The organism is Arthrobacter sp. TWP1-1 (assembly GCF_049897845.1).
Lineage (GTDB): Bacteria > Actinomycetota > Actinomycetes > Actinomycetales > Micrococcaceae > Specibacter.
Map to the genome: position 1 here is coordinate 549,976 of NZ_JAFCXC010000001.1, position 26,649 is coordinate 576,624.

The 26,649-nt window shown below is 61.6% G+C and carries 16 protein-coding genes and 1 tRNA gene; 12 read left to right on the plus strand and 5 right to left on the minus strand.

The window, feature by feature from the left end:
- Nucleotides 1–235: 235 nt before the first annotated feature.
- Complete coding sequence (locus tag ACP7B9_RS02670) at nt 236–922, minus strand: 3'-5' exonuclease (RefSeq protein ID WP_425860504.1); 687 nt, start codon at nt 920–922, stop codon at nt 236–238.
- A gap of 78 nt (nt 923–1,000) precedes the next feature.
- Here ACP7B9_RS02670 and ACP7B9_RS02675 point away from each other — a divergent pair, with 78 nt between their 5' ends.
- From ACP7B9_RS02675 to ACP7B9_RS02685, 3 genes are read left to right on the plus strand one after another with little or no spacing between them, the layout of a single operon-like run.
- Nucleotides 1,001–1,435 (plus strand): MGMT family protein, encoded by a 435-nt coding sequence (locus tag ACP7B9_RS02675; RefSeq protein ID WP_425860506.1) that lies wholly within the window; start codon nt 1,001–1,003, stop codon nt 1,433–1,435.
- On the plus strand, nt 1,432–4,821 hold the full coding sequence (locus tag ACP7B9_RS02680) for an ATP-dependent helicase (RefSeq protein ID WP_425860508.1): 3,390 nt from the start codon (nt 1,432–1,434) through the stop codon (nt 4,819–4,821). Before ACP7B9_RS02675 ends, ACP7B9_RS02680 begins: the two co-directional genes overlap by 4 nt.
- A complete protein-coding gene (locus ACP7B9_RS02685; protein WP_425860510.1) occupies nt 4,818–8,324 on the plus strand; it encodes an ATP-dependent helicase in 3,507 nt (1,168 codons plus the stop codon). Before ACP7B9_RS02680 ends, ACP7B9_RS02685 begins: the two co-directional genes overlap by 4 nt.
- Before the next feature lie 39 nt (nt 8,325–8,363).
- On the opposite strand, the gene ACP7B9_RS02690 is transcribed toward ACP7B9_RS02685, so the two are convergent.
- On the minus strand, nt 8,364–9,584 hold the full coding sequence (locus ACP7B9_RS02690) for a macrolide 2'-phosphotransferase (RefSeq protein WP_425860512.1): 1,221 nt from the start codon (nt 9,582–9,584) through the stop codon (nt 8,364–8,366).
- 198 nt (nt 9,585–9,782) lie between these two features.
- Between ACP7B9_RS02690 and nudC the strand changes: the two genes are divergently transcribed.
- Together nudC and ACP7B9_RS02700 are read left to right on the plus strand one after the other, a co-directional pair.
- Nucleotides 9,783–10,760: an NAD(+) diphosphatase gene (gene nudC, locus ACP7B9_RS02695; protein WP_425860514.1), complete on the plus strand. Its 978-nt coding sequence runs from the start codon at nt 9,783–9,785 to the stop codon at nt 10,758–10,760.
- Nucleotides 10,757–12,904: an ATP-dependent DNA helicase UvrD2 gene (locus ACP7B9_RS02700; protein ID WP_425860516.1), complete on the plus strand. Its 2,148-nt coding sequence runs from the start codon at nt 10,757–10,759 to the stop codon at nt 12,902–12,904. The genes nudC and ACP7B9_RS02700 overlap by 4 nt, the downstream gene beginning before the upstream one ends.
- Here ACP7B9_RS02700 and ACP7B9_RS02705 read toward each other — a convergent pair.
- The gene (locus ACP7B9_RS02705) at nt 12,865–13,938 is read right to left on the minus strand and encodes a TOMM precursor leader peptide-binding protein (protein ID WP_425860518.1); all 1,074 of its coding nucleotides are present in this window, start codon (nt 13,936–13,938) and stop codon (nt 12,865–12,867) included. The two genes, ACP7B9_RS02700 and ACP7B9_RS02705, sit on opposite strands and share 40 nt — an antisense overlap.
- 158 nt (nt 13,939–14,096) lie before the next feature.
- Here ACP7B9_RS02705 and ACP7B9_RS02710 point away from each other — a divergent pair, with 158 nt between their 5' ends.
- Nucleotides 14,097–14,744, plus strand: coding sequence for a M48 family metallopeptidase (locus ACP7B9_RS02710; protein ID WP_425860520.1), 648 nt, complete (start codon nt 14,097–14,099; stop codon nt 14,742–14,744).
- A 114-nt stretch (nt 14,745–14,858) separates the two neighbouring features.
- On the opposite strand, the gene ACP7B9_RS02715 is transcribed toward ACP7B9_RS02710, so the two are convergent.
- A complete protein-coding gene (locus ACP7B9_RS02715; protein WP_425860728.1) occupies nt 14,859–16,292 on the minus strand; it encodes a zinc-dependent metalloprotease in 1,434 nt (477 codons plus the stop codon).
- A 266-nt stretch (nt 16,293–16,558) separates the two neighbouring features.
- On the opposite strand from ACP7B9_RS02715, the gene ACP7B9_RS02720 reads away from it, so the two are divergent.
- The 3 genes from ACP7B9_RS02720 to ACP7B9_RS02730 all read left to right on the plus strand — a co-directional run bounded on the left by ACP7B9_RS02720 (nt 16,559) and on the right by ACP7B9_RS02730 (nt 20,979).
- On the plus strand, nt 16,559–17,653 hold the full coding sequence (locus ACP7B9_RS02720) for a YlbL family protein (protein WP_425860522.1): 1,095 nt from the start codon (nt 16,559–16,561) through the stop codon (nt 17,651–17,653).
- 178 nt (nt 17,654–17,831) lie between these two features.
- Entirely contained in the window at nt 17,832–20,765 is a 2,934-nt protein-coding gene (locus ACP7B9_RS02725; RefSeq protein ID WP_425860730.1) for a UPF0182 family protein, read from the plus strand.
- Between the two features lie 140 nt (nt 20,766–20,905).
- Nucleotides 20,906–20,979 (plus strand) — tRNA-Met (locus tag ACP7B9_RS02730).
- 82 nt (nt 20,980–21,061) lie between these two features.
- Here ACP7B9_RS02730 and ACP7B9_RS02735 read toward each other — a convergent pair.
- Nucleotides 21,062–22,870, minus strand: coding sequence for an SLC13 family permease (locus tag ACP7B9_RS02735; RefSeq protein ID WP_425860524.1), 1,809 nt, complete (start codon nt 22,868–22,870; stop codon nt 21,062–21,064).
- 195 nt (nt 22,871–23,065) lie between these two features.
- Between ACP7B9_RS02735 and ACP7B9_RS02740 the strand changes: the two genes are divergently transcribed.
- The 3 genes from ACP7B9_RS02740 (at nt 23,066) to ACP7B9_RS02750 (ending at nt 26,596) form a co-directional block, all read left to right on the plus strand.
- Complete coding sequence (locus ACP7B9_RS02740) at nt 23,066–23,443, plus strand: SHOCT domain-containing protein (protein WP_425860526.1); 378 nt, start codon at nt 23,066–23,068, stop codon at nt 23,441–23,443.
- 64 nt (nt 23,444–23,507) lie between these two features.
- A complete protein-coding gene (locus ACP7B9_RS02745; protein WP_425860527.1) occupies nt 23,508–25,061 on the plus strand; it encodes an AbgT family transporter in 1,554 nt (517 codons plus the stop codon).
- 29 nt (nt 25,062–25,090) lie between these two features.
- A complete protein-coding gene (locus ACP7B9_RS02750; protein ID WP_425860529.1) occupies nt 25,091–26,596 on the plus strand; it encodes a leucyl aminopeptidase in 1,506 nt (501 codons plus the stop codon).
- Nucleotides 26,597–26,649: the final 53 nt, after the last annotated feature.

Here is a 26,649-nt window from a genome sequence, read left to right on the forward strand (position 1 = left end):
AACCAACAAAACTAAATTATGTCACCCACACTAAAAATGTGGCCGATATGAACTTATGCGTGCTTAATGGGGCACTTTGCCAAAGATGATGCGATCATGCGGTCAGGGGCACCTGCGCTGACCGAGCGCGGCGCTTCAGTCCCGCACGACTGACGCGCCACTATTTGTGCAATTGAAATTGATTGCCAGTGTGATTTGAGTCACCAGCCCTAGGGGTTGCCAGACGTTATGGACCTTAGGGCAGGACAGGCCAGTCACCTTCAATGACGGCCGCGGGGTCCTTCATTCGGCGCAAATATTGTTGGAAATCGGCGGCCTGCTCGCGCGCCCACACCACCTGCGCGGCATGCAAATCCTTCAGTTCTACCCGCAGCGCGCTGTATTTTGCGGCAAGGGCATCCGCCAGGCGAAGCGTGGCTTCAGCGTCGGCGGCCGAGGTGTGAGCGTCGTCGAGCTTAATGCCGTATTCCTCACACAAGGCGACCAGGGTGCGGCTGCCCTTGCGGAATTTGTCGACCTGCTTGTTGCAGATAAAGGGATCGATCACGGGAGCAGCGGTGATTTGCGGAAGCTCGTGCCGGCGGGCCTCGTTGGCCAGGACGGTGAAGTCGTAGCTGGCGTTGAAGGCGATGACGGGGATGTTGTTGGCGAAGAGGGTAGCCAATACGGCGCCTACCTCTGCGGTAACCTCATCGGACGGGCGGCCGTTTTCGCGTGCGTGTTCGGTGGAGATGCCGTGGATGGCGGCGGCTTCCTCAGGGATTTCGACGCCAGGATCGGCGAGCCACTCGTACGTTTCCGCCACAGCGCCGGCCTCGTCAACCATCACGATCGACGCGGTCACGATCCGGGCCGTTCGCGGATCCTTGCCCGTTGTTTCCAAGTCAAATGCGGCACGGGGGTGCATGCTCCAGCTAGTCATTCCCCAACGCTACCTGCTGGCATGGACAAAGACGCATCCGCGGCGCGTTTGCCGACGGCGGCGAACTACGCTTGAGGCATGCGTGAGCAGTATCTTGAAGCGGTTTTGGCGGTGGCGGACTTGATTCCGCCTGCGCGGGTTCTTTCCTACGGCGACATTGCGGCCCTGTTGGAGAGTGGCGGGCCGCGGCAGGTTGGCGCTGTCATGGCCGCGCAGGGTAGCGCCGCGCCGTGGTGGCGGGTAGTCCGTGCCAGCGGTCAGGCGCCCCAGGGCCACGAAAATCAGGCGTTGGAGCATTACCGTCACGAGCAGACGGTCCTGCGTGGCGATACGGCGACCTCGTGGCGTGTTGATATGAGGGCTGCACGCTGGAATCCCACGGACGCCGATTTTGACCTCATCGACGTCATTGCCGCGGGTCTGCATGAAATGGACGACGTCGGATCGGGTGCGGCAGGTGCCGCTGCCGCTGGTCCAAAAATGTCAGTGCCTCATGATGGAATACAGGCATGAGCACGCAAGCAGAGCAGCCGTATTCAGAACAGTCAGCGAAGCAGGACAGGTTTGCCGTGCCCAAGCTGGCCCTCGTGCCGCCCGTGGACAGCGTTCGGTCTGCCCCGCGGCTCAGTGCCGACCAGCAAGTTGTTGTCGACTTGGCACCCGGCTCGGGTCCGGTTTTGGTGTGGGGCGCGCCGGGCACCGGAAAATCGACAGTCTTGATCGAGGCATCCGTCAAACGGATGGACCATCACGGGATTGATCCGGCGGGCGCCCTTCTGCTGGCACCATCGCGTTTGGCTGCCGCCCGCCTTCGCGATGGCTTTAGCGCAAGGCTCAGCAGAAGTTTGAGTACCTCACCGGCGCGAACCTGGTCTTCTTACGCCTTCGATCTGCTGCGCCGGGCCAAGGTTGAGGGGCGTATGCCGCACCTCGACGGCCCTCCGCGCCTCATGAGTGGTCCGGAACAGGACTTGATCATCAGGGACTTGCTGGCCGGGCATCGGATGGGCTTGGGCTCCGACCCGCACTGGCCTGCCGAACTGGCCGACGCTATTGAGACCCGCGGCTTCCGCCAGGAAATTCGCCAACTTTTTGACCGCGTCATCGAATACGGGCTGGCCCCGGAAGAACTGGCCGAGTTGGGTGCGGCAAACCAGCGGCCGGATTGGGTTGCCGCAGCATCGCTGTACCAGGAGTACCGCGATGTTGTGGATTGGGGAAAGTCGGGCTCCTTTGACCCGGCGGGCATCATCACGGCGGCCACAACACTTTTGCAACTGGACGCGGAGTTCCTAGCCCAGGAACGCAACCGGTTGACCCTGATTGTGGTCGATGACATCCAGGAAGCCAATAAGTCGGTGCACGAGCTCCTGCGTCTGGTGGGCCGCGGCAAGGACGTCCTCGTGGCTGCCTCGCCGGACACCGTGGTGCAGGGCTTCCGCGGCGCCCGCCCGGATCTGGTGGCCTCGCTGGCGGACACCCTGTCCACGCCCGAGCATCCAATGCAACATTTTTCGCTGTCCACCTCGCACCGCATGGGCCAGCCCCTAGCGGCGGCATGGCAGGGCGTGGCCGAGCGCATCTTCCAGATCCGCGGCGGCCACAAGGCCCGCGAACTATCCTGGCCGGACGGACAGAGCGAGCCAGCAGTAGAAGGCGAGGTGGACGCAACGGCCGGGGACCCGGCGTCGTCCGCCCCCGCGAATTCCTATGTGAGCGCGCACGTGGTGGCCTCCGAGGTGCACGAACTTCGTCTGGTGGCCGAGCGCATCCTGCACCTGCAGCACCTCGGCGGGCGCGGCCTGAATGAGATCGCCGTGATTGTGCGCACCGGTTCGGCATTGGCCGCGCTGCAGCGGTATCTGAGCGCGCAGGGGATCGCCGTCAAGGTGCCCGTTGCCGAGAATCCCGTCCGCGATGAGCCCGCCGTGCGCCCACTATTGGAGGCGTTTGGCATAGCGCTGGCCCCGGAGAAGCTCGACGCCGAGGCGTGCGTTGCGCTGTTGACCTCGCGTCTGGGACGCTCAACGGCGCTGCACCTGCGCCGGCTCCGGCAGGCGTTGCGGCAGCAGGAACTGCATGCGGGCGGTGGCCGGGCCAGCGACGAATTGCTCGTCGAGGCCCTGTTGAATCCTGAAAAACTTGAGCCGCTGGGCTGGGAAGCCGCCAACGCTCGGCGCATCGCCGCCATGTTGGCGGCTGGCCGAGTCGCCGTGGTTGAGGCCGGGGCCAACGCCGAGACCGTGCTGTGGGCGCTGTGGGATGCGTGCGACAGCTCCAGGACGTGGGAGACGCAGGCGCTGCGTGGTGGGCCAACGGGCATCCGTGCCGACAGGGATCTTGATGCCGTCATGGCGCTGTTCCAGACGGCCGAACGCTATGTTGACCAGCTGCCCGGTTCCAGCCCACAGCAGTTCCTTGATTATTTGATGAGCCAGGAACTACCCATGGACACCCTGGCTGCCCGCGCCCAACGCACGGACGCCGTGGAAATTCTTACCCCCGCCAGCGCTGCCGGACGGGAATGGCCGGTGGTCATTGTGGCCGGATTGCAGGAGGGCGTCTGGCCCAACACGCGGCTGCGCGGGGAAATGCTGGGAAGCCAGCTTCTCGTGGATGTGTTGGAAAACGGGGCACAGGCGGCCAGACAAATCGAACCAGCGGCCAGGCTGCGGGATATCCGGTACGACGAGCTGCGCAGTTTTGCCGCCGCCATCTCCCGCGCAAGCGAGATTCTCATCCTCACGGCCGCTGCGGGGCACGATCTTCAGCCCTCTCAGTTCCTTGACCTGGCCGCACCCTTCATTCCCGTCACCGATTCCGGCGGCGAATCCCAATACCCTGTCCGGCCCGTGGAACAGGTGCCCCGGCCCATGACCCTGCGCTCCCTGGTAGCCGAGCTGCGGCAGGAATCGGAGATGCATGCCGAGCCCGAGGCGGCCCGGATGCTGTCCGTGCTGGCCGAAAACTCCGTTCCCGGAGCCCATCCGCAGCAGTGGTGGGGGCTGCTGCCGCTGAGTACCGACGCCGCGATTGTGGCGCCGGGGGAGCCGGTGGTGGTCTCGCCGTCGAAGGTTGAAGAGGTGCTGAAATCGCCGCTGAACTGGTTCATCCGGGCGGCCGGCGGGGAAGCAACCACCGATTTTGCCCGCAGCCTTGGCACGCTCATTCACGGCATCGCTCAGGACATTCCCAACGGGGCCGGGCACGAATACCTTGCCGAGTTGGAGAAACGCTGGCCGTCCCTTGGCTTGCCCGAATCGTGGGAAACGGACGTTGACTTTGGGCGTGCCCAGGAGATGCTGGGCAAGCTGGCGCAGTACGTGATCGAGGCTAGGCAACAGGGCCGCACCCTGCTGGGTGTGGAGGAGAACTTCACGATTGATCTGGGCGAGTTGCCGGACAGCGACCATCCGGACGATGATCACCCGAACAATGGACTTCCGAACAATGGCCACGTGGTCCGCCTTCGTGGCCAGGTGGACCGGCTCGAGGCTGACGCAGATGGAAATCTGATCGTGGTTGACATCAAGACCGGGCGCACCAAGCCCACCAAAGATCAGGTGGCCGAGCACCCACAGCTCGGTGCCTATCAGGTGGCCGTAAGCGCGGGAGGTTTCGCCGAGCAGGCCGCCGCCGCCGGGCTTGTCGGCGCAGTATCGGGCGGGGCCGCACTGCTCCCGCTGGGCGATGGCACCAAGACCGTGAAGACGCAGGACCAGGCAGCCATGGTCTCCGGCAGCGAGAATGATCCAACGCGCAAAGTCATGGAGGCTGCCCTACTCATGGCTCAGGCCGTGTTCCCGGCCCGTCATGGCGCCGACTGGTCCGAACGCAACGGCTGCCCGCTGCCCACCATCTGCCCGCTGTGCCCGGAAGGGAAACAAATCACCGAATGAGTACTTCTGAACTCCAAAGCCCCGCGGCACCTGACGAGCTGCAGGCCCCGACCGAGAGCCGCCCAGTGCTGAGTCCCTACGAGCTGGCCGAGCTTCTGGAACAGCGCCCGCCCACGGAGGAGCAGGCCGCCATCATCTGCTCGCCCTTGGAACCGCTGCTGGTCATTGCTGGCGCCGGCTCCGGCAAGACCACCACCATGGCTGACCGGGTCGTCTGGCTCGTGGCCAACGGGCTGGTCCTGCCCGAGGAGATTTTGGGCGTCACGTTTACCCGCAAGGCCGCCGGAGAACTGGCGTCGCGGATTCGCGGGCAGTTGGCCAAACTCGGCACGCTCGCCCGCTCAGGATTGGTGGAATTGGCTCCGGCCGCGGCCGCCCGGGACGCCCTTGAACCGAAGGTGTCCACCTACCATTCCTATGCCAGCGGCATCGTCACCGATTACGGTCTGCGCCTTGGTATTGAACGTGACGCCGTGGTGATGGGGGCTGCCGACGCCTGGCAACTGGCCAGCGACGTTGTCGAAGCACACGATGGCGGCCACGAGCACTTCACGGCTGCCAAATCCACGCTGATCCAGTCCGTCATGGATCTGGCCGGCGAATGTGCCGAGCACCTGCAGGACCCCGAGCAGGTCATGGCTACTATCGAGTCCTATCTGGCCAGTTTTGAGGCCCTTCCATACATCGCCGAGACGGCTAAGCAACGCACGGCCGTGGTCAGCAAGCAGCTGAATGTCCTGCGGACCCGCGCTTCCGTGGCCGCTTTGGTGCAGAAGTACGCTGAGGCAAAGCGCCGCCGGAACGTGCTGGACTACGGGGACCTGGTGGCGTTGGCCGCCCGGATCGCCCGCGATGTCCCGCATGCCGCCGAGATGGAGCGCCAGCGTTTCAAGGTGGTGCTCCTAGATGAATTTCAGGACACCTCCCACGCCCAGCTGCAGCTGTTCGCCCAGCTTTATGGTGACGGGCACCCGGTCACGGCCGTGGGCGATCCGCACCAGTCCATCTACGGGTTCCGGGGAGCATCTGCCGGCCAGCTTTTCCGATTCCCCGAGATTTTCCTCAAGAACGACGGCGGGTACGCACCAACAGCCGAACTCACCATCGCTTGGCGCAACTCCGCTCACATTCTGGCCGCTGCCAATGTGATGTCGGCCGAGCTAACGACGGCCCAAACCCGCAAGGCCAATGCCAGGTTGGCTGCGGGGCTGACGGAGGCAGAAAGGGCAGCGGCCGGTCCGCGCGTGGTGGTTTCACCACTGCGCGAAAAGCCCAACGCCCCGGACGGAGAAGTTTTGCTGGCCCGGTACGAAACGGAACTCGATGAGGCCGAAGCCCTGGCCGCTGAGATCCTGGACCGCAAGGGCGATTTCACCCACCGCGGTGGCGCCCAAGGTGCCATGACAGTGGCTGTGTTGTGCCGGCGTCGTGCGCAGTTTTCAAGGCTTCAATCGGTGTTTGAGGCACGAGGCATACCCTATGAGATTGTGGGGTTGAGCGGGCTTCTGGGCACCCCGGAGATTGTTGACCTCGTGGCTACGCTGCGGGTTATTGCCGATCCCGGGCGCTCGGATGCATTAATGCGCCTGCTGACGGGAGCCCGATGGCGCATTGGCCCTGCAGATCTCATGGCTTTTGCCGATTGGGCCAGGCATTTGGCACGTCGTCGCGCTTGGGCGGCCAAACACAGGGTGGACTTTGATGCCGCCGCCCTGCAAGGTGAGGGCGGGCTGTCGGAGAGTTCTGCTGATGGTCCGGGCCTTACTGCTCCAGAAACTACCGTGGTGACGGCCGATCTCGTGGATGCCTCGTCCCTCATCGAGGCCTTGGACTACTTGAGCCCCGACTACTGGCCCGAGGGGTGCCGGCCGCTGAGCGACGTTGCCCGAGCTCGGCTGTTGGCCCTGCGGGACGAGCTGCGGGTGTTGCGGACGTTTGTGGGGGAAGATTTGGCCAACCTGCTCGGAGTGGTGGAGAAGACCATGCTTCTTGACATCGAGCTGGCCGCCAAGCCGGGATCCAGCATCCACCACGCACGGCGTCACCTTGATGCCTTTGCCGATGCTGCGGCCACCTTCATGCAGGCCGCCCAACGCGTCGATCTGGATGCGTTCCTTGGCTGGCTGGAAACGGCAGAATCGGAGGAAGGCGGGCTCGAGATGACGCCTGTTGAAAGCAACCCCGATGCAGTTGCGCTGCTGACCGTGCACGCCTCCAAAGGGCTTGAATGGGACGTGGTGTTTGTGCCAGGGATGAACGCCGGCGCGTTTCCTAGCGCCCGCGCCGACCGTTGGAGCACGGGGGCCAAGTCGCTGCCCTGGCCCCTGCGTGGGGACAGCGGTGACCTGCCCGAGTGGGACACGAATGTGCCGGACCTGAAAACCTTGATGGAGAACGAGAAGCTCTTTGCCGACGACGTTCTGCTCCATGCTGAGGAAGAGGAGCGCAGGCTGGCCTATGTGGCCTTTACCCGCGCCCGCGACTTCCTCATGTGCTCCACCACCGTCTGGGGTAGCGGCAAGAAGCCGCTGTCGCCGTCGCCCTTCCTTGACGAACTGCTGCCTCTGACGGAGGGCACTCGGCAGGCCGCTGCCCGTGGGCCGTGGTTGGACGATCCGGAAGAAGACGCGGTCAACCCTGTTAGTGCAGGCGCCGAAAGTGCGCTCTGGCCCTACGATCCGCTCAACGGGCCGGACATTGAGGGCCGTGCCGGAGTGGCGGCAAGGACGGGCCGTCGGGAGAATTCTGAACGGTCTGCCGCCGCTGTCCTCGCCTCCCTCGATGAGATCGGAGATCACGGCGTCCCGACGGGAACTCCCGAGTTCCTTTCACGGAACCCGCGATGGGGCAAGGAAGCCTCGGTGCTGTTGGCTCAGGACAAACTCGAATCCGACCAGCTACGCGTGGAACTGCCCCCGCACATCTCCGCCTCGCGCTTGGTTGCGTTGGGGGAGGACCCGGAAAAAGTCACCCGGGCCATGCGCAGACCTGTGCCCACCAAACCTGGAATGGCGGCCCGCAAGGGAACAGCGTTCCACGCCTGGATCGAGGATTTCTTCGCCACCACCGGGCAACTCGAGTTCGACGAAGAACCGGGCGCCGATGCCTATGTCGACGAGGCATATGGGCTTGGCGACATGCAGGAGACGTTCAAGAACTCCGAGTGGGCCACCAGAATTCCGGCGGATCTCGAGGTGCCCATCGAAACCCGGGTGGCTGAGGTTGTGGTGCGTGGCCGCATCGATGCTGTCTTCCGCGATGCCGACGGCGTCTGGGACCTGATCGACTGGAAGACCGGAAAGGTGCCAAGCAAGGGTCAGCTCGCCGTGCGCGGCGTGCAATTGGCCGTGTACAGGCTGGCGTGGTCACGTCTCAAGGGGGTCCCGCTGGATCAAGTTCGAGCAGCGTTTTACTACGTGGGTCAGGACAAGCTGATTCGGCCCGTGGATTTGGCCGGGCAAGACGAGCTGGAAGCTATCGTGAGGAACGCCTACACGGTGTGAATGGTGGTCGGGGCGCCGGATCCGGCGCCCCGAGCTAGGTCAGTCTGCCTTCAGCGGGATGACCTTCATGGCACTGGTTTCGACGTTCTCGGTCGTTGTCGTGGCTTCAGCAGGTGTGGCGCCTTCTTCGGCGGCGGGAGCAACGGCGTCGTCCGCTTCTTTGAGTTCAGCAGCCGGCACAACCGAGATTGCCGCGGTGTCGTCGGAAGCAGGAGCATCAGGAACGGGAGTAACGGAAACGGAGGCGCTTGTCGCGGCTTCGCCGGTCGAGATGGGAGCCGCAGGAGCAACAGCAGGTGTGGCCGGAACAACGGTCGGAACCACGGTGGGTTCGACGCTGATGGGCTGGCCGCCGTGCTCGGCAATATCGGCTTCCAATGCCTTAAGCATGGACTCGGCGTCCTCGACCATCCGGGCGCTGTCCGCGGCATAACCCTTGACGAGCCACTGGGCCAGCGCAAATTCAGCACTGAGAGCGGCACGGCGGAGCAGGTGCGGATCGGGGGTCTCGTTGCGGGCTGCGGCGTAGGCCTGCATGACCGTGTCAACGAACTCGGCGTCGTTGACTGCTACGAGCCAGGCGAAATCATCGGCCGGGTCGCCAACGCGCAGATCCGTCCAGCCAATGACGGCGGTGACCTTGTCGTTCTCGAGCAGGATGTTGTCCTCATGGAGATCGCCGTGGACAACGCAGGCGTTGAAGCGCCACAAGGCCACATCTTCCATGGCATGTTCCCAGCGACGCAGCAGGGACGGTGGAATCTTGCCGGTAGTGGCCGACTGGTCAAGCTCATTGAGCTTGCGCTGGCGAAACTCATTGGCTGTGTAGCTGGGCAGATCGGAATTCGTGACGAGTTCCTGCGGCAAATCGTGGATGGCGGCTATCGCGGCGCCAATCTCCAACGCGAGCGCGGCGGTGCCCGAGGCGAGTCGCTCCACGGTTTCGGCCTTGCCAGCGATGTGCGAGTAAACAAAAGTGATGAGTTCCCCCTGGCGCACGGTTCCGGCCACGGAAGGCAGCAGGAACGGCAACTCAGCACGGATTGCGGGGGAGAAGGCGCGCAAAACCTGACGTTCAGTCTCGAGCCGGGTGCTGGCTTCGGGATGCCGCGGCGAACGTACCCGCCAGCGCCGATTCTCAGCGTCAACGAGCATGGCCGAGCAGAAATCGGCCGTATCATCAGGCTCTGGCCCAAACGCTGTGACATTAAGTCCGGGCACGGCGGCGCTGGCGATCGCGGCCAATTCGATTGCTGTCATTCGTCTCACCCCTCCACCGTAGAACGCGAACGCGCCAACGCCGCGCCGTTGGGGCGGCGAGTCGCGAGAAGTCGTTCGGCGGGATGCCTGACACTCGATCCTCAATAAATGGTCGTGGACCCCGTCAGGACGCCGAAGTTGTCCACAATCACGCCTGCAGGAATGTAAATATTCGTCACCGATGCGTACGGTAGAAACATGACCAATTCCAACCCGTCCCCCGAAACCCTGCTCGATCGCCAGTGCGAACAGCGCAGTGAGCCCGGGTATCTGGAGACGGTGCTGGAATCCGGCACCCGCCGCGTCGTGATTTTCCACCGCGGCAAGGCCCTCATGAACGGTAGTTCGTTGGGCTACTTTGCCCCGGCAACGCTTCCGTCGGAGCCGCCCGCCGGCACCACATATGTTTATCTCGCCAAGGCGCTCGCCGGTCATGGCCTGCCCGTGGGCACCGACCTTGTGCTCCAAGTTCTCCCGTACGACGCCGGAGATCTCACCTGGGTGCCTGCCGGAACCGAATTTGCCGGGTACCGGGACGTCGCCAGTGCGTTGACTGCCGGAGATGTTGAGGTGTTTGTTGAGGCGCAAGCCGTGGCCAACTGGCACGCAACGCATACGCATTGCCCGCGATGTGGCACGCTCACGGAGTCCCTCAGCTCGGGCTGGATGCGTCGTTGCGGCCAGGACGGTTCCGAACATTTCCCGCGCACTGACCCGGCCGTCATTGTGGCGATCGTTGGCCCGGACGACCGGATCTTGTTGGCCAACAACTTCGCGTGGGCTGAAAATAAGTACTCCACCGTGGCCGGTTTTGTTGAGGCTGGCGAGAGCAGCGAGCAGGCGGCTGTCCGTGAAATTGCCGAAGAGGTGGGGGTTGTTCTTGATTCCCTGAGTTATGTGGGCTCGCAGGCCTGGCCGTTCCCGCGTTCCTTGATGCTTGGATTCATGGGTTACACCAATTCGAGCGTATCCACTCCCGATAACGTTGAGGTCAGGGCTACCCGCTGGTTCAGCCGCGAAGAACTGCAGGCCGAAGTTCTCAGCGGCAGCGCTGGGATTCCGGGCAGGCTCTCCATTGCACGCGAACTGGTGGAGCGTTGGTACGGCGGACGCATCACGGAACCCGGTGACGTGGTGGAACCAGCTGAACTTGTGGCTCCCGGTGCTGCCGTATGAGTTTTGACCCGCTGCAGTCAGGACTTCCGGTCATGGATGAGCGCACGGCCGAGGAACGCATCCTTGCCGGTCTAGATGACGAACAACGCACGGTGGCAACCACCCTGAACGGCCCCTTGTGTGTTTTGGCTGGCGCCGGAACCGGTAAAACCCGGGCCATCACGCACCGCATTGCCTACGGCGTGCATACGGGTGTTTACAACCCCAATCGTTTGTTAGCGGTCACCTTTACCGCACGGGCGGCTGCCGAAATGCGTACCCGGCTGCGTGATCTTGGTGTGGGCACCGTCCAGGCCCGGACCTTCCACGCCGCGGCGTTGCGGCAGCTGCAGTATTTCTGGCCCCACGCAGTCGGCGGCCAGTTGCCTGGCTTGCTCGATTACAAGGCACAGATCATTGCCGAGGCCGCACGTCGTCTGCGGCTGCCCACCGACCGGGCGGCCATCCGCGATCTTGCCGCCGAAATCGAGTGGGCCAAGGTCTCCATGCTGACGCCTGAAACTTACCTCCTCAAGGCCGAGGACCGTGGTGAGCCCGGCGGCCTGGACAAGGTCGCCGTTGGCCGGTTGTTTCAGGCATATGAGGACGTCAAGGCTGATCGAAACCTCATCGACTTTGAGGACGTCTTGCTCATTACGGTGGGCATCTTGCAGGAGGACCCACGCGTTGCCGCCACGGTGCGTGACCAATACCGGCACTTTGTGGTTGATGAGTACCAGGATGTTTCCCCGCTCCAGCAACGCATGCTTGATTTGTGGCTGGGCGGGCGTGATGAACTCTGTGTTGTGGGTGACGCGAGCCAGACCATTTACTCCTTCACGGGTGCAACTCCGCGGCACCTGCTGGACTTTCCCAAGCGTTTCCCCGACGCCAACGTTGTGAAGCTCGTGCGGGATTACCGTTCCACGCCGCAGGTGGTTGGACTGGCCAATTCACTGCTGGGCAACCGCCGCAGTGGCGGGCTAAGCGCGGATGCCCTGTGGTCAAAGCCCCTGGAGTTGGTAGCCCAGCGCCCCGGCGGGCCGGCGGCCGAGTTCCTTGAATGCAGCGATGATGAGGCCGAGGCCGCAGCCGTTGCCACCCGGATCAAGGCGCTGATTGCCAATGGCACCAAGGCCAGTGAAATAGCTGTGCTCTTCAGAACCAATGGACAGTCCGAGGCCTACGAACAGGCCCTGACCTCAGCCAATGTTGGTTACCAGCTGCGCGGTGGTGAACGCTTCTTTGCCCGCAAGGAAGTCCGCGATTCCATGTTGCAATTGCGGGCGGCCTCAAGGGCGGCCGAAGATGAACCGTTGGGCCAGCTGGTTCGGGACGTGTTGAACAACCTCGGCTACCAGGAGGAAGCGCCAAAGACAGGCGGCGCAGTGCGTGAACGGTGGGAGTCACTTGCTGCCATTGTCGCCCTGGCGGATGAATTGGTGGTTTCACGGAGCACGCCGGAGCACACCTTCACGCTCATTGATTTTGTCGCCGAACTTCAAGATCGTGCCACGGCCCAGCATGCGCCAACGGTCCAGGGCGTTACTCTTGCTTCCTTGCACTCTGCCAAGGGTCTCGAATGGGACGCCGTGTTCCTTGTGGGGTTGAGCGAGGGGCTCATGCCCATTTCCTTTGCCGACACTCCCGAGACTGTGGATGAAGAGCGCAGATTGCTTTATGTGGGGATCACCCGTGCTAGGGAATTCCTGAATTTTTCCTGGTCAACCGCCCGCACACCCGGCGGTCGCGCCAACCGCCGGCCGTCACGATTCCTTGATGGACTGCGCCCCAATACAACGGCCAGCGCACCCGCGTCGGACCGGGTGCCCGGCGCCCGGAAATCACGCAAAGCCGTTGGACCGTCCGTGTGCAGGGTCTGCGGGAAGATCCTCAACACGGGTGCTGAACGTAAGGTTGGCCGTTGCCCCGACTGTCCACCCGGCTACGACGAAGCTGTTTTTGAGCAGCTTCGTGAGTGGCGGCTGGGCGAGTCCACCAGCGCGTCGGTCCCTGCTTTCGTGGTGTTCACCGATGCAACCCTGATGGCCATTGCCGAGGCGTCCCCGCAGGATCTGGATGAACTTGCGGCGCTGCCTGGGGTGGGTCCGTCAAAGCTCGAACGCTATGGCGAGGCTGTGCTGGATATCTTGGCGAACGGCTGATTCTGCCACTGGCAGCCGCAACCCGGATGCGGGGCAAATTCCTGCCGCGACCAGCGGCCGTTACCGGGGTGAAAGGTCATAACCGCCGAGTAGGAACCGGGCTGGTTGACGGCGTCCAAGAACAGCAGGGCATGTGTTGCCGCCATGCCGGCCAATGTTGTCGCCAAGGCGACGTTTTCCAAAAATCCTGAATAGCGCCCCGACACAGCCGGCGGGAGCTGCGCATCCTGCCATCCGGGGTTATGCACGCCGCGATGGCGTTCAACGCACTCGGCGCACGCCGTTTCTCCCGGGACAACGAGCGGTCCCAGAGTTCCGTCCTGCTCTCGAAGCAAAACGAAAATGTGCGGCCGTTCGGCAGTCAGAAAGCGGGCAGCGGTATCGGCGGGGACAATATCGTGGTCTGTCACAACGGCAAGGTCAAGGCAACGGGCATCGGGGCCTCCGGTCCCGCCGTCGTGCACTATGTGGGCATGGGCACCGGGGTCGATGCGCAGCAGGCGGCGGCGGACGGCCACCGAACGGGCAAGGCCCAGATCGCTGAGCTTGAACGAGCCTGGCCCAACGTCGCTGGGGACTACCGGTAGGTCATCTTCAAGCAAGAGGGTGCCCACCCCGGCACCCACGAGAACACCAGCCAGGGCAGCGCCCGTGCGGCCCAAGCCCACGAGATGCACCACGGCATGCTCGCGCCTGGCCATCAAGGGTTTACAAGACTTCTGGTGGATTCCCAGCAGGGCAACGTGCTCGGGCAATAGCCGCTCGCCGCGGAAACCTTCGACATGCAGCTCGGCGTCGCTGAAAAGGTGGGTGGCCAGCTTGTTGCAAATTTCCGTGGCCCGCCGTTCTTCCACGCCCAGTGCATCTGCGCGGTCCAAGACCTCCGAATCGGGGATTCCTTGACCGAGCGCATCCAGGAATGCGAGTTCACAATCCTGGAGCCCTGCCAAGATCATGCCCCCTGAGCCAAGGCCGATCTGGACGCTGGTGGCGGAGAGGCGAACCATCCGGAGGCCCGGATTGATGGTGGTCATGGCACCCTCCTGCAACAAAAGCCTTCGTGGGTTGTGCTTCTGTTCTGATCTTGGCACTTAAGACCAGAATGCGTGCGGAGTTATCCACAGGTCCACGTTATCCACAGAGGGCGTCGAGAAGATTCGAAACCACGGGCTTGAGGTTGTACCGTCGAGGTATGGCAGCACGAACAGCATCGCGTCCCAAAACCATCGGCCGGGGAACCCCCGGCCCATTGGGTGATTCAGTTTCTGCCCACAAGCTAAGCAATGGCGAACAGGTTGTTGTCAGGCGGACCGCCCGGCGGAAAACGGGTTTGTCGGCATTCTTCGAAAGCGGACAGGCAGTCATAGCCGTCCCGGCACGCTTGAGCGTTGAAGATGAAAGCTACTGGGTGCCGCTCATGGTGGCTCGGCTGGAACAAGGTGCCGAGCAGCGCGGCGGACGCCGTGGAATCCCCGCCAGCAATGACGTGCTCATGCAACGTGCCTTGATGCTGTCAAAAACATTTCTGGGCTCACGCGCCATCCCGGTATCTGTGCGTTGGGTGACCAACCAAAATAGCCGCTGGGGATCCGCGACCCCTGCCCGCAAGTCCATCCGAATCTCTCACCACGTGGAAGGCATGCCTGATTGGGTGCTGGACTATGTACTCCTTCACGAGTTGTCCCACCTGATTCATGCGGACCACAGTCCCGCGTTCTGGGCCCAAATGGATGGCTACCCCCATCTTGAACGCGCCAAGGCGTTCCTCGATGGCGCCTCGTTTGCGGCGGCAAGGAACATCAGCGGCGCCAATGGTGTCGAGGACATCGACCAGGCCTAGTTCGCTAAAGAAAAACGGCGGTCGATTCGGCCATTCGCAGGCGGTGGGAACCACCAGCGAACAAGCAAATCGACCGCCGAAGCGTAAAACGTGAAACTACCGTGAGATGGGGAACTACTTCAAGGGATCTTCCGGCCCTGCGCTGAGGTCAGTGCCGTCCTCTGTACCGTCGGCCGTGCCATCCTCCTGCTCTAAGTTCTCCTGCGCTAAGTCCTCGAAGCCGCCGTCGAGCAGCTTGGCCAGGGCCGCGTCGACATCCGATTCGGAAGCGTCTTCGGCGCTGCGCCGGGCGCTGAAGCCCGCTGCGTCGTCGAGGTCGGCAGAGGTGGGAAGCAGATCCGGGTGGGCCCAGATGGCGTCACGGCTGGCAATGCCGCGCTGCTCCTTCAAGGATGCCCATAGTGCCGCTGCCTCGCGAAGCCTGCGCGGGCGCAGCTCCAAGCCGACAAGGGAGCCAAAGGCGTGCTCTGCGGGACCGCCCGTTGCCCGGCGGCGGCGGATGGTTTCACGGATGGCTGCGGCGGCCGGCAGATTGGCGGCCGCCTCAAACGTCAGCTCGTCAACCCAGCCTTCAACCAGCGCCAAGGCAGTTTCCAGTTTGGCCAGTGCCGCGTCCTGCTCAGGGGTGCGGGCCGGCATGAAAACACCCTCGGAGAGGGCCGCCTGCATGGATTCGGGATTGGCAGGATCAAGGTTGTGGGCAAGATCCTCGATCCGTGACATGTCGATGTGGATGCCGCGGGCATACGATTCGATGGCACCGAGTAGATGACCGCGCAACCACGGAACCTGTACAAAGAGGCGGGCGTGTGCGGCCTCTCGCAGGGCAAGGAACAACCGGATTTCCTGTTCGGGAACCTCAAGGCCCTCACCGAATTCCTTGATGTTGGTGGGCAGCAGCGCCATCTGAAGATCAGCCAGCGGGATGCCGATGTCGGTTGACCCAACAACTTCCTTGGCCAGTGCGCCAACGGCCTGGCCCAGCTGCAGACCGAACAGCGCGCCACCCATGTTCGTCATCATGTTGGCGGCATCGCCCACCATGTTCTTCATTTCCTCGGGCAACTGCTCATTCATGGCCTTGGAGATGGCAAAGGCGATGCTGTTCGCTACCGGTTCGGTCAAACGCTGCCAGGTACCGAGAGTTTCCTCAACCCACTCGGCGCGCGACCAGGCCCGGCCGATGATGCCGGTCGGGGCCAGGTCCGTGAGGGGATCCAGCCACAGTTCGGCAAGGCGCAGCGCTTCATCGATGGCCTGCTGCTGTGCCTGCGTGACCGAGGGATCGTCTCCGGCTGCCGCCTTGCGGGCGGCATCGCGGGCAAGCTCCCAGTTCACCGGAGTGTCAGAAGAACCGCTCATCATGGCCTGAACCTGGGAAAACATCTGGGCCAGCACGTTTGGATCTGAGGGAAGGCCGGCGGCCTTGGCCAGCTCGGCAGGGTCAAAGCCTTCCATGCCCTGGCCACCCAAAAGGTTCGCCAGCATTTCCTGCAGCGGATCCTTCGGGGTGTCGTCGTCGTCGTTATTGGCTGGTGTGGATGACATGATGGCCCGTTCCTTGGCATTGATGCTGAATGACTTCACGTTACCGCCGTCCTTCGGCGTTGTCGCCCCATGGGCGCCCCCTGTTCGCTATAGGCAAAGGGGCTCGCAACCGCGCCGGGCCAAGGCCGGGAAACTGCCTCGATTCATTGTCAACTCTCAGTGCTGGCACACACGGGGCACACAATCACAGCGTAGGCTTAGGGTTCGGTGCCCGTTTTTGCGTGGGATGCCGGTGAGGTCCGGGAAAACTTGGAAAGGTCACAGCGTTGAGCCAGGAGATTTTAGAGACGGCGGCACAGCCAGAGACTTTCCGTGATCGCAGAATCACCATGATGATGGTTTCCGGGGTCATTGCCGTGGTGCTGGCCGTTGCCGCGATGACGCTGCCCGTGCCGTATGTTGTTGAATCCCCGGGACCGGCCATCAACACGATCGGCAAGCTCAACGGACATCCCATTATTACTGTGACGGGCCGCGAGAGTTTCCCTGCCAGCACCGGCAGCCTCGATCTCACCACGGTCCACTTGAATGGTGGCTTGCCCGACAGTCAGATTAACTTCTTCGAGGCGCTCACCTCTTGGCTCACGCCGTCGAACACGGTTTACCCTGCCGAGATGATCTACGCGCCCGGCGTCAGCCAGGACGCTGTCAACAGCGAGAATTCGGCAGCCATGACAGGCTCACAGGAAAATGCCACCGCTGCCGCACTGAAAGCTCTCGGGATCGACTTCGAGGCGAACCTTGCGGTTGCTTCCATCCCCGACGACGGGGCCTCGGCCGGAATCCTTAAGCCCGACGACGTCCTTCTCACCATCGGCGCCCAGCAAGTGAGCGACCTTTCGGTCATCCAAACCGTACTCGCCGACGGCAAAGGCGCCCCGGTGGAACTCAAGGTTCGCCGTGATGGGAACGAGAAGACGCTGACGGTGACGCCCAAGTTGGGCAGTGAAGGTAAATACTTGCTGGGAATTGCCCTGCAAAACACGTTCAAGTTCCCCTTCGACGTGAAGATCTCCCTTGAAAATATTGGTGGTCCAAGTGCCGGCATGATCTTTGCCCTTGGCATCATGGACAACCTCACCGAAGGCGAGCTCACCGGCGGCAAGGAGTTTGCCGGGACCGGAACCATCGATCCGGAGGGAAACGTTGGTGCCATCGGCGGAATCGCCCAGAAGATGATCGGTGCACGCGAGAACGGGGCCGACTACTTCCTGGCCCCCGGCGCCAACTGTGGCGACGTCGTCGACCATATCCCCAAAGGTCTCCAGGTCATCAAGGTCGATACCTTGACCGAAGCCTATGACGCGGTCTCCCTGATTGGTTCGGGCCAAGACGGCTCGGCCCTGGCGGGCTGCAAGTAACAATTGAGCATCACACGGAACTTTGGCCGCGAACCATTCGTGGCACAACTATAGAAGTAACCGGCATGAACGTTTATGCCCCCAGTTGAATAACCAGTTGAGTAAGAGGTAGAGAGTGACATCCCGACCATCCCCATCGCCCAGCAGGCCGGTCAGGCCTAAACGCCGCAGCGCGCTCATGCCCACCATCATCGTGGTGGCCGCATTGGTGGTGGCCCTGCTGATCTTCTCGGGGGCCTATACCGAGCTGCTGTGGTTCAATCAGGTTGGCTTCACTGAAGTCTTCTGGACAGAACGCATTGCAAAATTGCTGATCTTCCTTGCAGCGTTCCTGGTCATGGGGGTCGGAGTTTATTTCTCGATCCGTGTGGCCTACAAGGCCCGTCCCGTCTACGCCCCCGACAGTGCGCGTGAGGACAACCTCAACCGCTACCAACTGCAGCTTGAGCCCGTGCGTCGCGTGGTCATGATTGGTATTCCCATTGTCTTTGGCCTGTTCGCCGGAACTGCCGCTATGGCCCAATGGGAAAAGGTCATGCTTTTCCTGTACCGAGTGCCCTTTGGCTCCACCGACCCGGAGTTTGGCCTTGACATCGGCTTTTACACGAACACCTTGCCTTTCCTTGGTTTCGTGACCGGCATGCTCATCAGCGCCACCGTGATTGCCTTTATTGCCGGGCTGCTCACGCACTACCTTTACGGCGCCATCCGGCTGACCGAACGCGGTGTCTTCGCCTCGCGCGCTGCCCAGATTCACATTTCGATTCTGGCTGGATTCTTCCTGCTGCTGCTGGGTGCGAACTTCTGGCTTGGCCGTTTTGAGACCCTGCAGGACAACGGCGGCTACCGTGCCGGTGCAATGTTCACAGACGTCAACGCCGTGATCCCCACCAAGGCCATCCTGGCTGCGGCTGCCATTATCGTGGCCATCCTGTTCATCGTTGCGGCCTTCATTGGCAAGTGGAAACTTCCGCTGATTGGCACCGGCGTGCTCGTTGTCACGGCCATCGTGGCTGGCGGCATCTACCCGTGGGCTGTCCAGGAATGGCAGGTGAAACCTTCACAGGGATCCAAGGAAGCGGCGTTCATTGACCGCAATATTGAAATGACTCGGGACGCCTATGGCCTGACAGACATGGAAGTCACCCCCTACAATGCAACGGTTGACGTGGAAGCCGGAGCACTGCGGCAGGATGCCGACACGGCAGCCAATATCCGGCTTCTGGACCCCAACCTGCTCTCGGCCACCTTCCGTGAGCTGGAGCAGTACCGCCCGTACTACGAGTTCCCCAAGACTCTCAACGTTGACAGATACACCATCGACGGCAAGGTCCAAGACGCCGTTCTGGCCGTGCGTGAACTCAACCCCCAGGGATTGAACCCCGCGCAACAGAACTGGTACAACCAGCACCTCGTCTACACACACGGTTACGGTGTTGTGGCAGCTTATGGCAACACCGTCACCTCGGACGGCAAGCCGGAATTCATGCAGAAGGGTGTGCCTTCCGAGGGCGTTCTGGGCACCGACAGCAGCTACCAGCCACGCATTTACTTCGGTCAGTCCATGACCGATTATTCCTTGGTGGGTGCCCCGGAAGGCACCGCTCCCATTGAGCTGGACCGCCCGCAGGGCACGACGGCGGCTGAAGTCAAGGACGGTGCCGGTGCCGAATCATTGACAACGTTCGCTGGTGACGCTGGTCCGAACGTCGGCAACTGGTTCAACCGCATCATGTATGCGCTGAAGTTCCAGTCGACTGACTTGCTGCTGACAAATGGGGTCAACGAAAGTTCGCAGATCCTCTACGATCGCACCCCGGCGGAACGCGTGTCCAAGGTGGCACCGTACCTGACCCTTGACGGCAACCCGTACCCGGCCATCGTTGACGGCAAGGTCAAGTGGATTGTTGATGGTTACACCACCAGCTCCGCCTATCCGTACTCCCAGCAGCAGCAGCTGCAGGAAGCAACCACGGATTCCGTGACCGCAGCCGGCGGCCCCGCGGCACTTCCGAACGCATCCGTGAACTACATCCGCAACTCGGTCAAGGCCACGGTTGATGCCTATGACGGTTCGGTTGACCTCTTTGCTTGGGATACCGAAGATCCCATCCTGAAGACGTGGCAGAAAGTGTTCCCTACGAGCATCAAGCCGTTGACGGAAATGTCGGCAGATGTCATGTCGCACGTGCGCTACCCGGAAGACCTCTTCAAGGTCCAGCGTGAACTGCTTGGCCAGTACCATGTCACGGATCCGGACAAGTTCTTCGCGAACACTGAAGCGTGGTCCGTCCCCGATGACCCCACCACCAAGGCCGTTGACAAGCAGCCGCCGTACTACCTGTCGCTGAAAATGCCGGGCGCAGACAAGACCGCGTTCTCCCTGACAACTTCATTCATTCCGCAAGAGGTTGCTGGAAAGTCGCGCAACGTGTTGTACGGCTTCATGGCGGCCAACGGCGACGCCGGAAACACCAAGGGCGTCAAGAGCGCCGACTACGGGAAACTGCAGTTGCTCGAGCTGCCGGTGGATACCCAGGTTCCCGGACCGGGACAGGTGCAAAACAAGTTCCAGACCGACCCCACGGTCTCGAACGAGTTGAACGTGTTGACCCTTGGCCAATCCGAGGTCAAGAACGGCAACCTACTCACGCTGCCCGTGGGTGGCGGGCTCCTGTACGTACAGCCGGTGTATCTGCAGTCGACAGGTTCGACGTCGTACCCCACACTCCAGCGTGTGCTGGTGGCGTTCGGCAGTAAAATCGGCTTCGCAGCCACCCTGGATGAGGCCCTGGACCAGCTCTTCGAAGGTGACTCTGGTGTTGCAGCCGGGGACGCCGGAGTAGACAAGGCGCCAGATGCGGGAGGTGCTCCGTCAGGCGGGTCGACGCCACCAGCAGCCAGTGACAATGAGGCGCTGTCCAAGGCGCTCACTGACGCCAGTGCCGCTATCACGGAGGGTCAGGCCGCTTTGGCCAAGGGCGACTTCACCGCCTATGGGGCGGCGCAGAAGAAGCTCGAGGCAGCCATTGCGGCAGCCATCGCAGCCGAAGGTGCTGCACCGGCAACGGCTGCACCCACTGCGACAGCGACGCCGACCGCGGCACCCTAGTTCCGCCGTCGTGCTTGTGTAGCGTGCTTGAGTAGGAGGGGTCTGGCCATCACGGCTGGGCCCCTCTTGCTGTAGGAGATGAACGTCACGTGCCCTCAGTTTGTCCGCAGAGTTAATGGACGGTAAAGTAATAATCACATCGCGGGGTGGAGCAGTTCGGTAGCTCGCCGGGCTCATAACCCGGAGGTCACAGGTTCAAATCCTGTCCCCGCAACTCCACAAGAAAAGCTCCTAGTCTTCGGACTAGGAGCTTTTCTGTTTCTCCAGGCGCTCGCTCAAATCAGGGCCCGCTAAAGCTAAAACGGCCAGAACACGGGCACCAGGAACACGCCAACGGCCAGGTAGAGAACCATGATGACGCCGCCAAACTTCCAGTAGTCGCCAAATCTATAGCCAGCGGGGCGCATGATCATCATGTTGGCCGGTGTGGCAATGGGCGTCAGCAGTGCCGCCGCAGATGCCACGCTGACGCACATCAGCACCGTGAAAGGGGACAGCCCGGCCTCAGTTGCCACGGAAAGCGCGATCGGGATGATGATCAACGCCGTGGCCGTGTTGCTGATGAGTTGGCCCAAAACAGCTGTGACGAGGAAGATTCCGATCAGCAGCAGATAAGGGCTGCCTCCGCCAGTAAGAGTGATGATGCCATCGGCCAGCAGCGTGGCCGTGCCGGTCTTAGTGATGGCGGCTGAGAGTGGAATCATTCCCGCCACCAGAATGAGCGTCTGCCACGCCATGGACTTGTGCGCCTGGCCCATGGTGACAACGCGGCTCAGGACCATTGCCATGGCCGCCAATAGCGCAGCTACCGCCGCCGGAACAATGTTGCTTGTCATCAGGATCACCATGGCGAGAAGGATGATCAGGGCCGGTATGGCGCCGGGCCCCAGTGGGACGGTTTGGCGGCGGATCGCATCGGGTGAATCAACGAGCAGTACGTTATGGTCCAGCGTGTGCTTGTCCAAGGCCTGCCAGCTACCGTGCAACAGCAGCGTATCGCCGGCTTTAACGTGGTTGACCTCGGTTGCCGCCGATTTACCTGCACGTTGATGAGCGAGCACCACCAGCGAACCACTCTCGGTGATCATTCCCGGGAACACCTCAGTGCCAATCAGCTTCGAGCGCGGTGAGACCAGCACCTCCGCCACACCAAAGGACCTACTGACCAGCCCGCACGCAACCTCAGCGGAGCCGTTGGTTTCCGTCGCAAGTTCGTGCTCCATGGCGAAGTTTGCAATGTCCGACGCCGTTCCCCGAACCACCAAGTAGCTCCCGGCTTCCAAAGATTCCGCTGTAAGTGGTTTCCCGGCTGCGTTCTGAATACTCAGCAGGTGGACGGCGCCGCGGGTTGTGGGCAGGACTCCGGCAATGGCCTCGCCAACATGCGCTGAACCGGCCGGAACCTGCAGCCTGACCAACTCATGCGCATCGGGCCAATAGTGCTTGAGGATCACCCGGGGATGTTCGCCAAGATCCTTGGGTGTCATGTCCGGGACGCGAGCCGGTAACAGCTTCGGCCCCAGATAGACGGCGGCCAAGATGGTGCCGGCCAGCAACGGCAAGCCCACCAAGGCAAATTCAAAGAACCCAATGCCTTTGCCGGTGGCGTCGAGTGCAGCCTCAAGGATCAAGATATTCACCGGGGAGCCGGTCAGAACCAGGAGAGAGCCAGCGTGGGCGGCAAAGGCCATAGGCATCAATAACTGGCCGGGCTCGCGTTTGAGCCGCACGGCCAAAACCACCACCATCGGCAGGAGCGCGGCCACGGCGCCGTTGACGCTGATGACCGCGGTGAGCAAAGCGGTGAAAAGCATAATGAGGGCGATCAGCCGTGGGCGGCTGTCGCCGGCGAATCTCACTAACTGTCCGCCCATCCAGGTGGTGATGCCAGCCGCATCTATGGCTTCTGCCACCACAAAGAGTGCGGCGATCAGGATGACTGTTTGAGATCCAAAGCCTGAAAATGTTTCATTTACATCAACAATTCCTGTGGCGAAAAGAAGTAGAGCAACACCGAGTGCGACTATTTCTACGGGAATCTTATTCCACACGAATATGACAATCGTGATTGTCAGAATAAATAGCATTGCGGTGATATCGCTCATACGTATAGGCTAATGAACGGCGACTGTCAGGGCAATTATGTGGCACCGCTGGATATTCGGAAATTTGTCCATTTGGCTATATGCAAATGCTTTGTTGTGCTGCTACTGTGGCAAAACAATCACGCAAACGGGCATTTTGTGCTCCGTCGTGGAATTTATCGAGCCTTCGGGCATAAAAAAATATTGGGGAAAATAATGCAGTTCTTTGAAGTATTTTGGTCCATTACCGTAGCATTTTTGTTCCTTGCCTACCTCATCCTGCTCTTTCAAATTGTCGGCGACATTTTCCGGGACTCCAGCCTTTCCGGAGTGTTCAAAGCAATATGGATCTTCTTCCTGCTGGTCACACCCTATATTTCGGCGCTAATTTACATCGTTGTACGTGGAAATGGCATGACCGAACGCAACGTGAAAGCCGCTGCTTCTGCGCAGCAACAAGGAGAAGAATACCTGCGGCGCGTGGCTGGAACCCAGAGCCCGGCAGATCAGATACAGGCTGCCAAGTCACTGCTCGACGCAGGCACCATCAACGACACCGAGTATGCGCAGCTCAAGGCCAAGGCACTCGCCTAAGGGTTTATGGCTTCACCCTCACTTGTCATAAGCAAAACATCTTCGCCATTGGGGTATGCAGATCATGTCCAGAAAAGAATCAGCAATCAAGCCGCAAAAGAAGTCCGTTCTTGAGAAATTCCTGACGGGCGTTGAAGTGGTGGGGGACAAGGTTCCGCACCCCGCAGTCATCTTCCTTATTCTCATCGGCTTGGTCATGGTCTTGTCGGTGATTTTCTCCGTGGTTGGCGCCAGCGCAACGTTCCAAAGCGCAAATATAGTCACGGGCGAGATCGAAGACGTCACCACCAATGTGCGAAGTCTCCTCGACCCTGATGGCATCCGGTTCCTCTTCACCTCCATGGTCAACAACTTCACCAACTTTGGTGTTGTGGGAGTGATCCTTGTGGCCATGCTCGGTGTAGGCCTTGCCGAGGAAGCCGGGCTGATTTCGGCACTCATCCGCAAGCTGGTGCTCGTGACCCACCCGAGCATGATCACCTTTGTGATCGTGCTGCTGGGCGTTATCTCAAGCATCGCCACAGACGCCGGCTATATGGTCCTGATCCCACTTGGTGCGGCCATTTACCATTCACTGGGTAGACACCCCTTGGCCGGTTTGGCCGCTGCGTTCTCCGGTGTGGCCGCAGGATTCGGTGTGAACGTGCTGATCACTCCGCTGGACGGCATGCTCACCGAGGTCACGAATGAGGCCATCCACATGATGGACCCAGCCAGGAACCTCGATGTGACGGCCAATCTGTTCTTCAGCATCGCGTCCACCATTTTGGTGACGATCGTTTGTACTATCCTTACGGACAAATTCGTCGAGCCCCGCCTAGGCGTCTATGAGGGCGCCTCCGCCGGTCACGAGGATGGCGTCATCAGCCCGGAGGAAAAGAAGGGCCTGCGTTGGGCTCTGTTCACAGCGGTAGGCATTGCCGCCGTCGTGCTTTTCCTTTCGCTGCCATCCTGGGGCCCGCTGCGTAACCCGGAAACAGGCTCACTCATTGTGGGCGCACCCTTGCTGGACAGCATCATCTTCCTAGTCATGATCGTGTTCCTCGGCTGCGGAATCGCGTACGGCCGCGGCGCCGGCACCATCAAAAACAGCATGGACATCATCAACCCGATCGTGAAGACCTTCGCGAACCTAGCCAGCCTAATTTTCTTGCTACTCGTCATCGCCCAGTTCATCGCCTACTTTGCGTACACCAACCTGGCCACCGTGGGGGCTGTGGGTATGGCCGACTGGCTGGAAGAATCCGGCTTTGGCCCCATACCTCTGCTCATAGGCTTTGTCATCGTCGCATTGATCATCGACATCGTGATGCCCGGTGGCTTGCCAGCCTGGGCCATCTTGGCACCGATCTTCGTGCCACTGTTCATGCGTCTGGGCATTGAGCCCGAAGCTGTGTTGGCGGCCTATCGCGTAGGCGATTCACCCATGAACATCGTCACCCCACTCATGCCGTACTTCGCCATGATCGTGGTGTTCGCCCAGAAGTACCGCCCCAAGTCCGGCGTTGGCACCATCGTGGCCATGATGCTGCCCTACACCGTGGTTCTGATTGTGGTGTGGACCGCGTTCTTGGTGCTCTGGTTTGTCACCGGCATCCCGTGGGGTCCAGCTTCTTAACCGCATTTTCTTGAAAGGGTCTTTAATTCATGGCACATTCACCCATTAAATTGATTCCGGCCTCCTATGATCCGGCGCCTTCTCTGCACCTCGATCCGGAAGTCGCGGCAGCCGCAGCCCCCAGCGGCGGGGCATCCGCCGTCGGATATTTTGTATCCCTGGACGGGGAGGTTCCGGCCGAATTGAAGCTGAGCCGGGAGGCACTGGCCGGAGCCGGCTTCACCGGAGCCGCCGGTCAGGCCGTTTATGTTCCCCGTGAAGGTGCGACGGCGGTGGTTGCGGTGGGTGCCGGAAGCGGTGCCGCCCGCTCGGTGGATGAGTTGCGTGACGGGGCGGCCGCTTTTGCGCGCGCCGCGGCTCGGCATTCGGCACTCGCCCTGGTACTGCCTTCCGGACACGGTGCCGACGGGGCCCTGGCAGCACAGGCAGCCGTGGAGGGAGCGTTGCTGGCACGCTACCGGTTCAACGCCTTGAAGAATGATCCTGCGGACCTTGGCATTGAAAGCCTTGAGATCATCGGCGCCGGGGCGGGCGCCGAGGCCGGTGCCGCCCGCGGCAAGGTGTTGGCGCGTTCGGCTGCACTCGCCCGCGACCTCGCCAACAACCCGCCCGGTCATCTGACGGCCGTTGAGTATGCGGATTTTGCCGCGGAGCAGGGCCCGGCTTTTGGGCTCAGCGTGGAAACCTTTGACAAGGCTGCGCTCATCGAGATGGGTTGCGGAGGACTACTTGGCGTCAATGCGGGCAGCGACGAGGAGCCTCGGCTCATTGTGCTTCGCTACAAGCCTTCGGGTGACCCCACTGCGCATCTGGCGCTCGTGGGCAAGGGCATCATGTACGATTCCGGCGGCATTAGCCTCAAGCCTTCGGACCCCATGCACCTCGCCATGAAAATGGACATGGCCGGTTCGGCTGCCATCCTGTCAGCCATGACGGGGCTGCGTGATCTGGGTGCCACCGCCGAGGTCAGCGCTTGGCTGGTATGTACCGACAACATGCCTTCCGGGACGGCCACCAAGCTCGGCGATGTGCTGACTGCCCGTAACGGCACCACCGTGGAGGTCAAGAACACCGACGCCGAGGGTCGCCTGGTCATGATGGATGCGCTGTGCTTGGCCATGGAGGAAACGCCTGACGCCATTGTTGATGCCGCAACGCTGACGGGCGCTGCCATGGCAGCACTCGGAACGCTGGTGGGTGCCGTGATTGGCAACGACCAGCCGCTGGTGGAGCAGCTCAAGGTAGCCGGGGGCTCCTCGGGTGAGTCCATTTGGCAACTGCCGCTCGAACAGCGGTACCGCAAGCAGCTGGATTCGAATATTGCTGACATCTCCAACATGGGCGGACCCACTGCCGGAGCCATCACAGCGGCGTTGTTCCTCTCGGAGTTCGTCAAGGGCACCCCGTGGGCGCATCTGGATATTGCCGGGACCATGAAGAGCGATTCCGATGACTCCTGGCGTCCAACTGGTGCCACCGGCTACGGCACCCGACTGTTGAGTGAATTTCTCGTGGGATACACCAAGAATTCTTAACCGGTCTGGCCTAAACTTGCAAGAATCATGGTGGCGCAACGGCGGACTCCTCA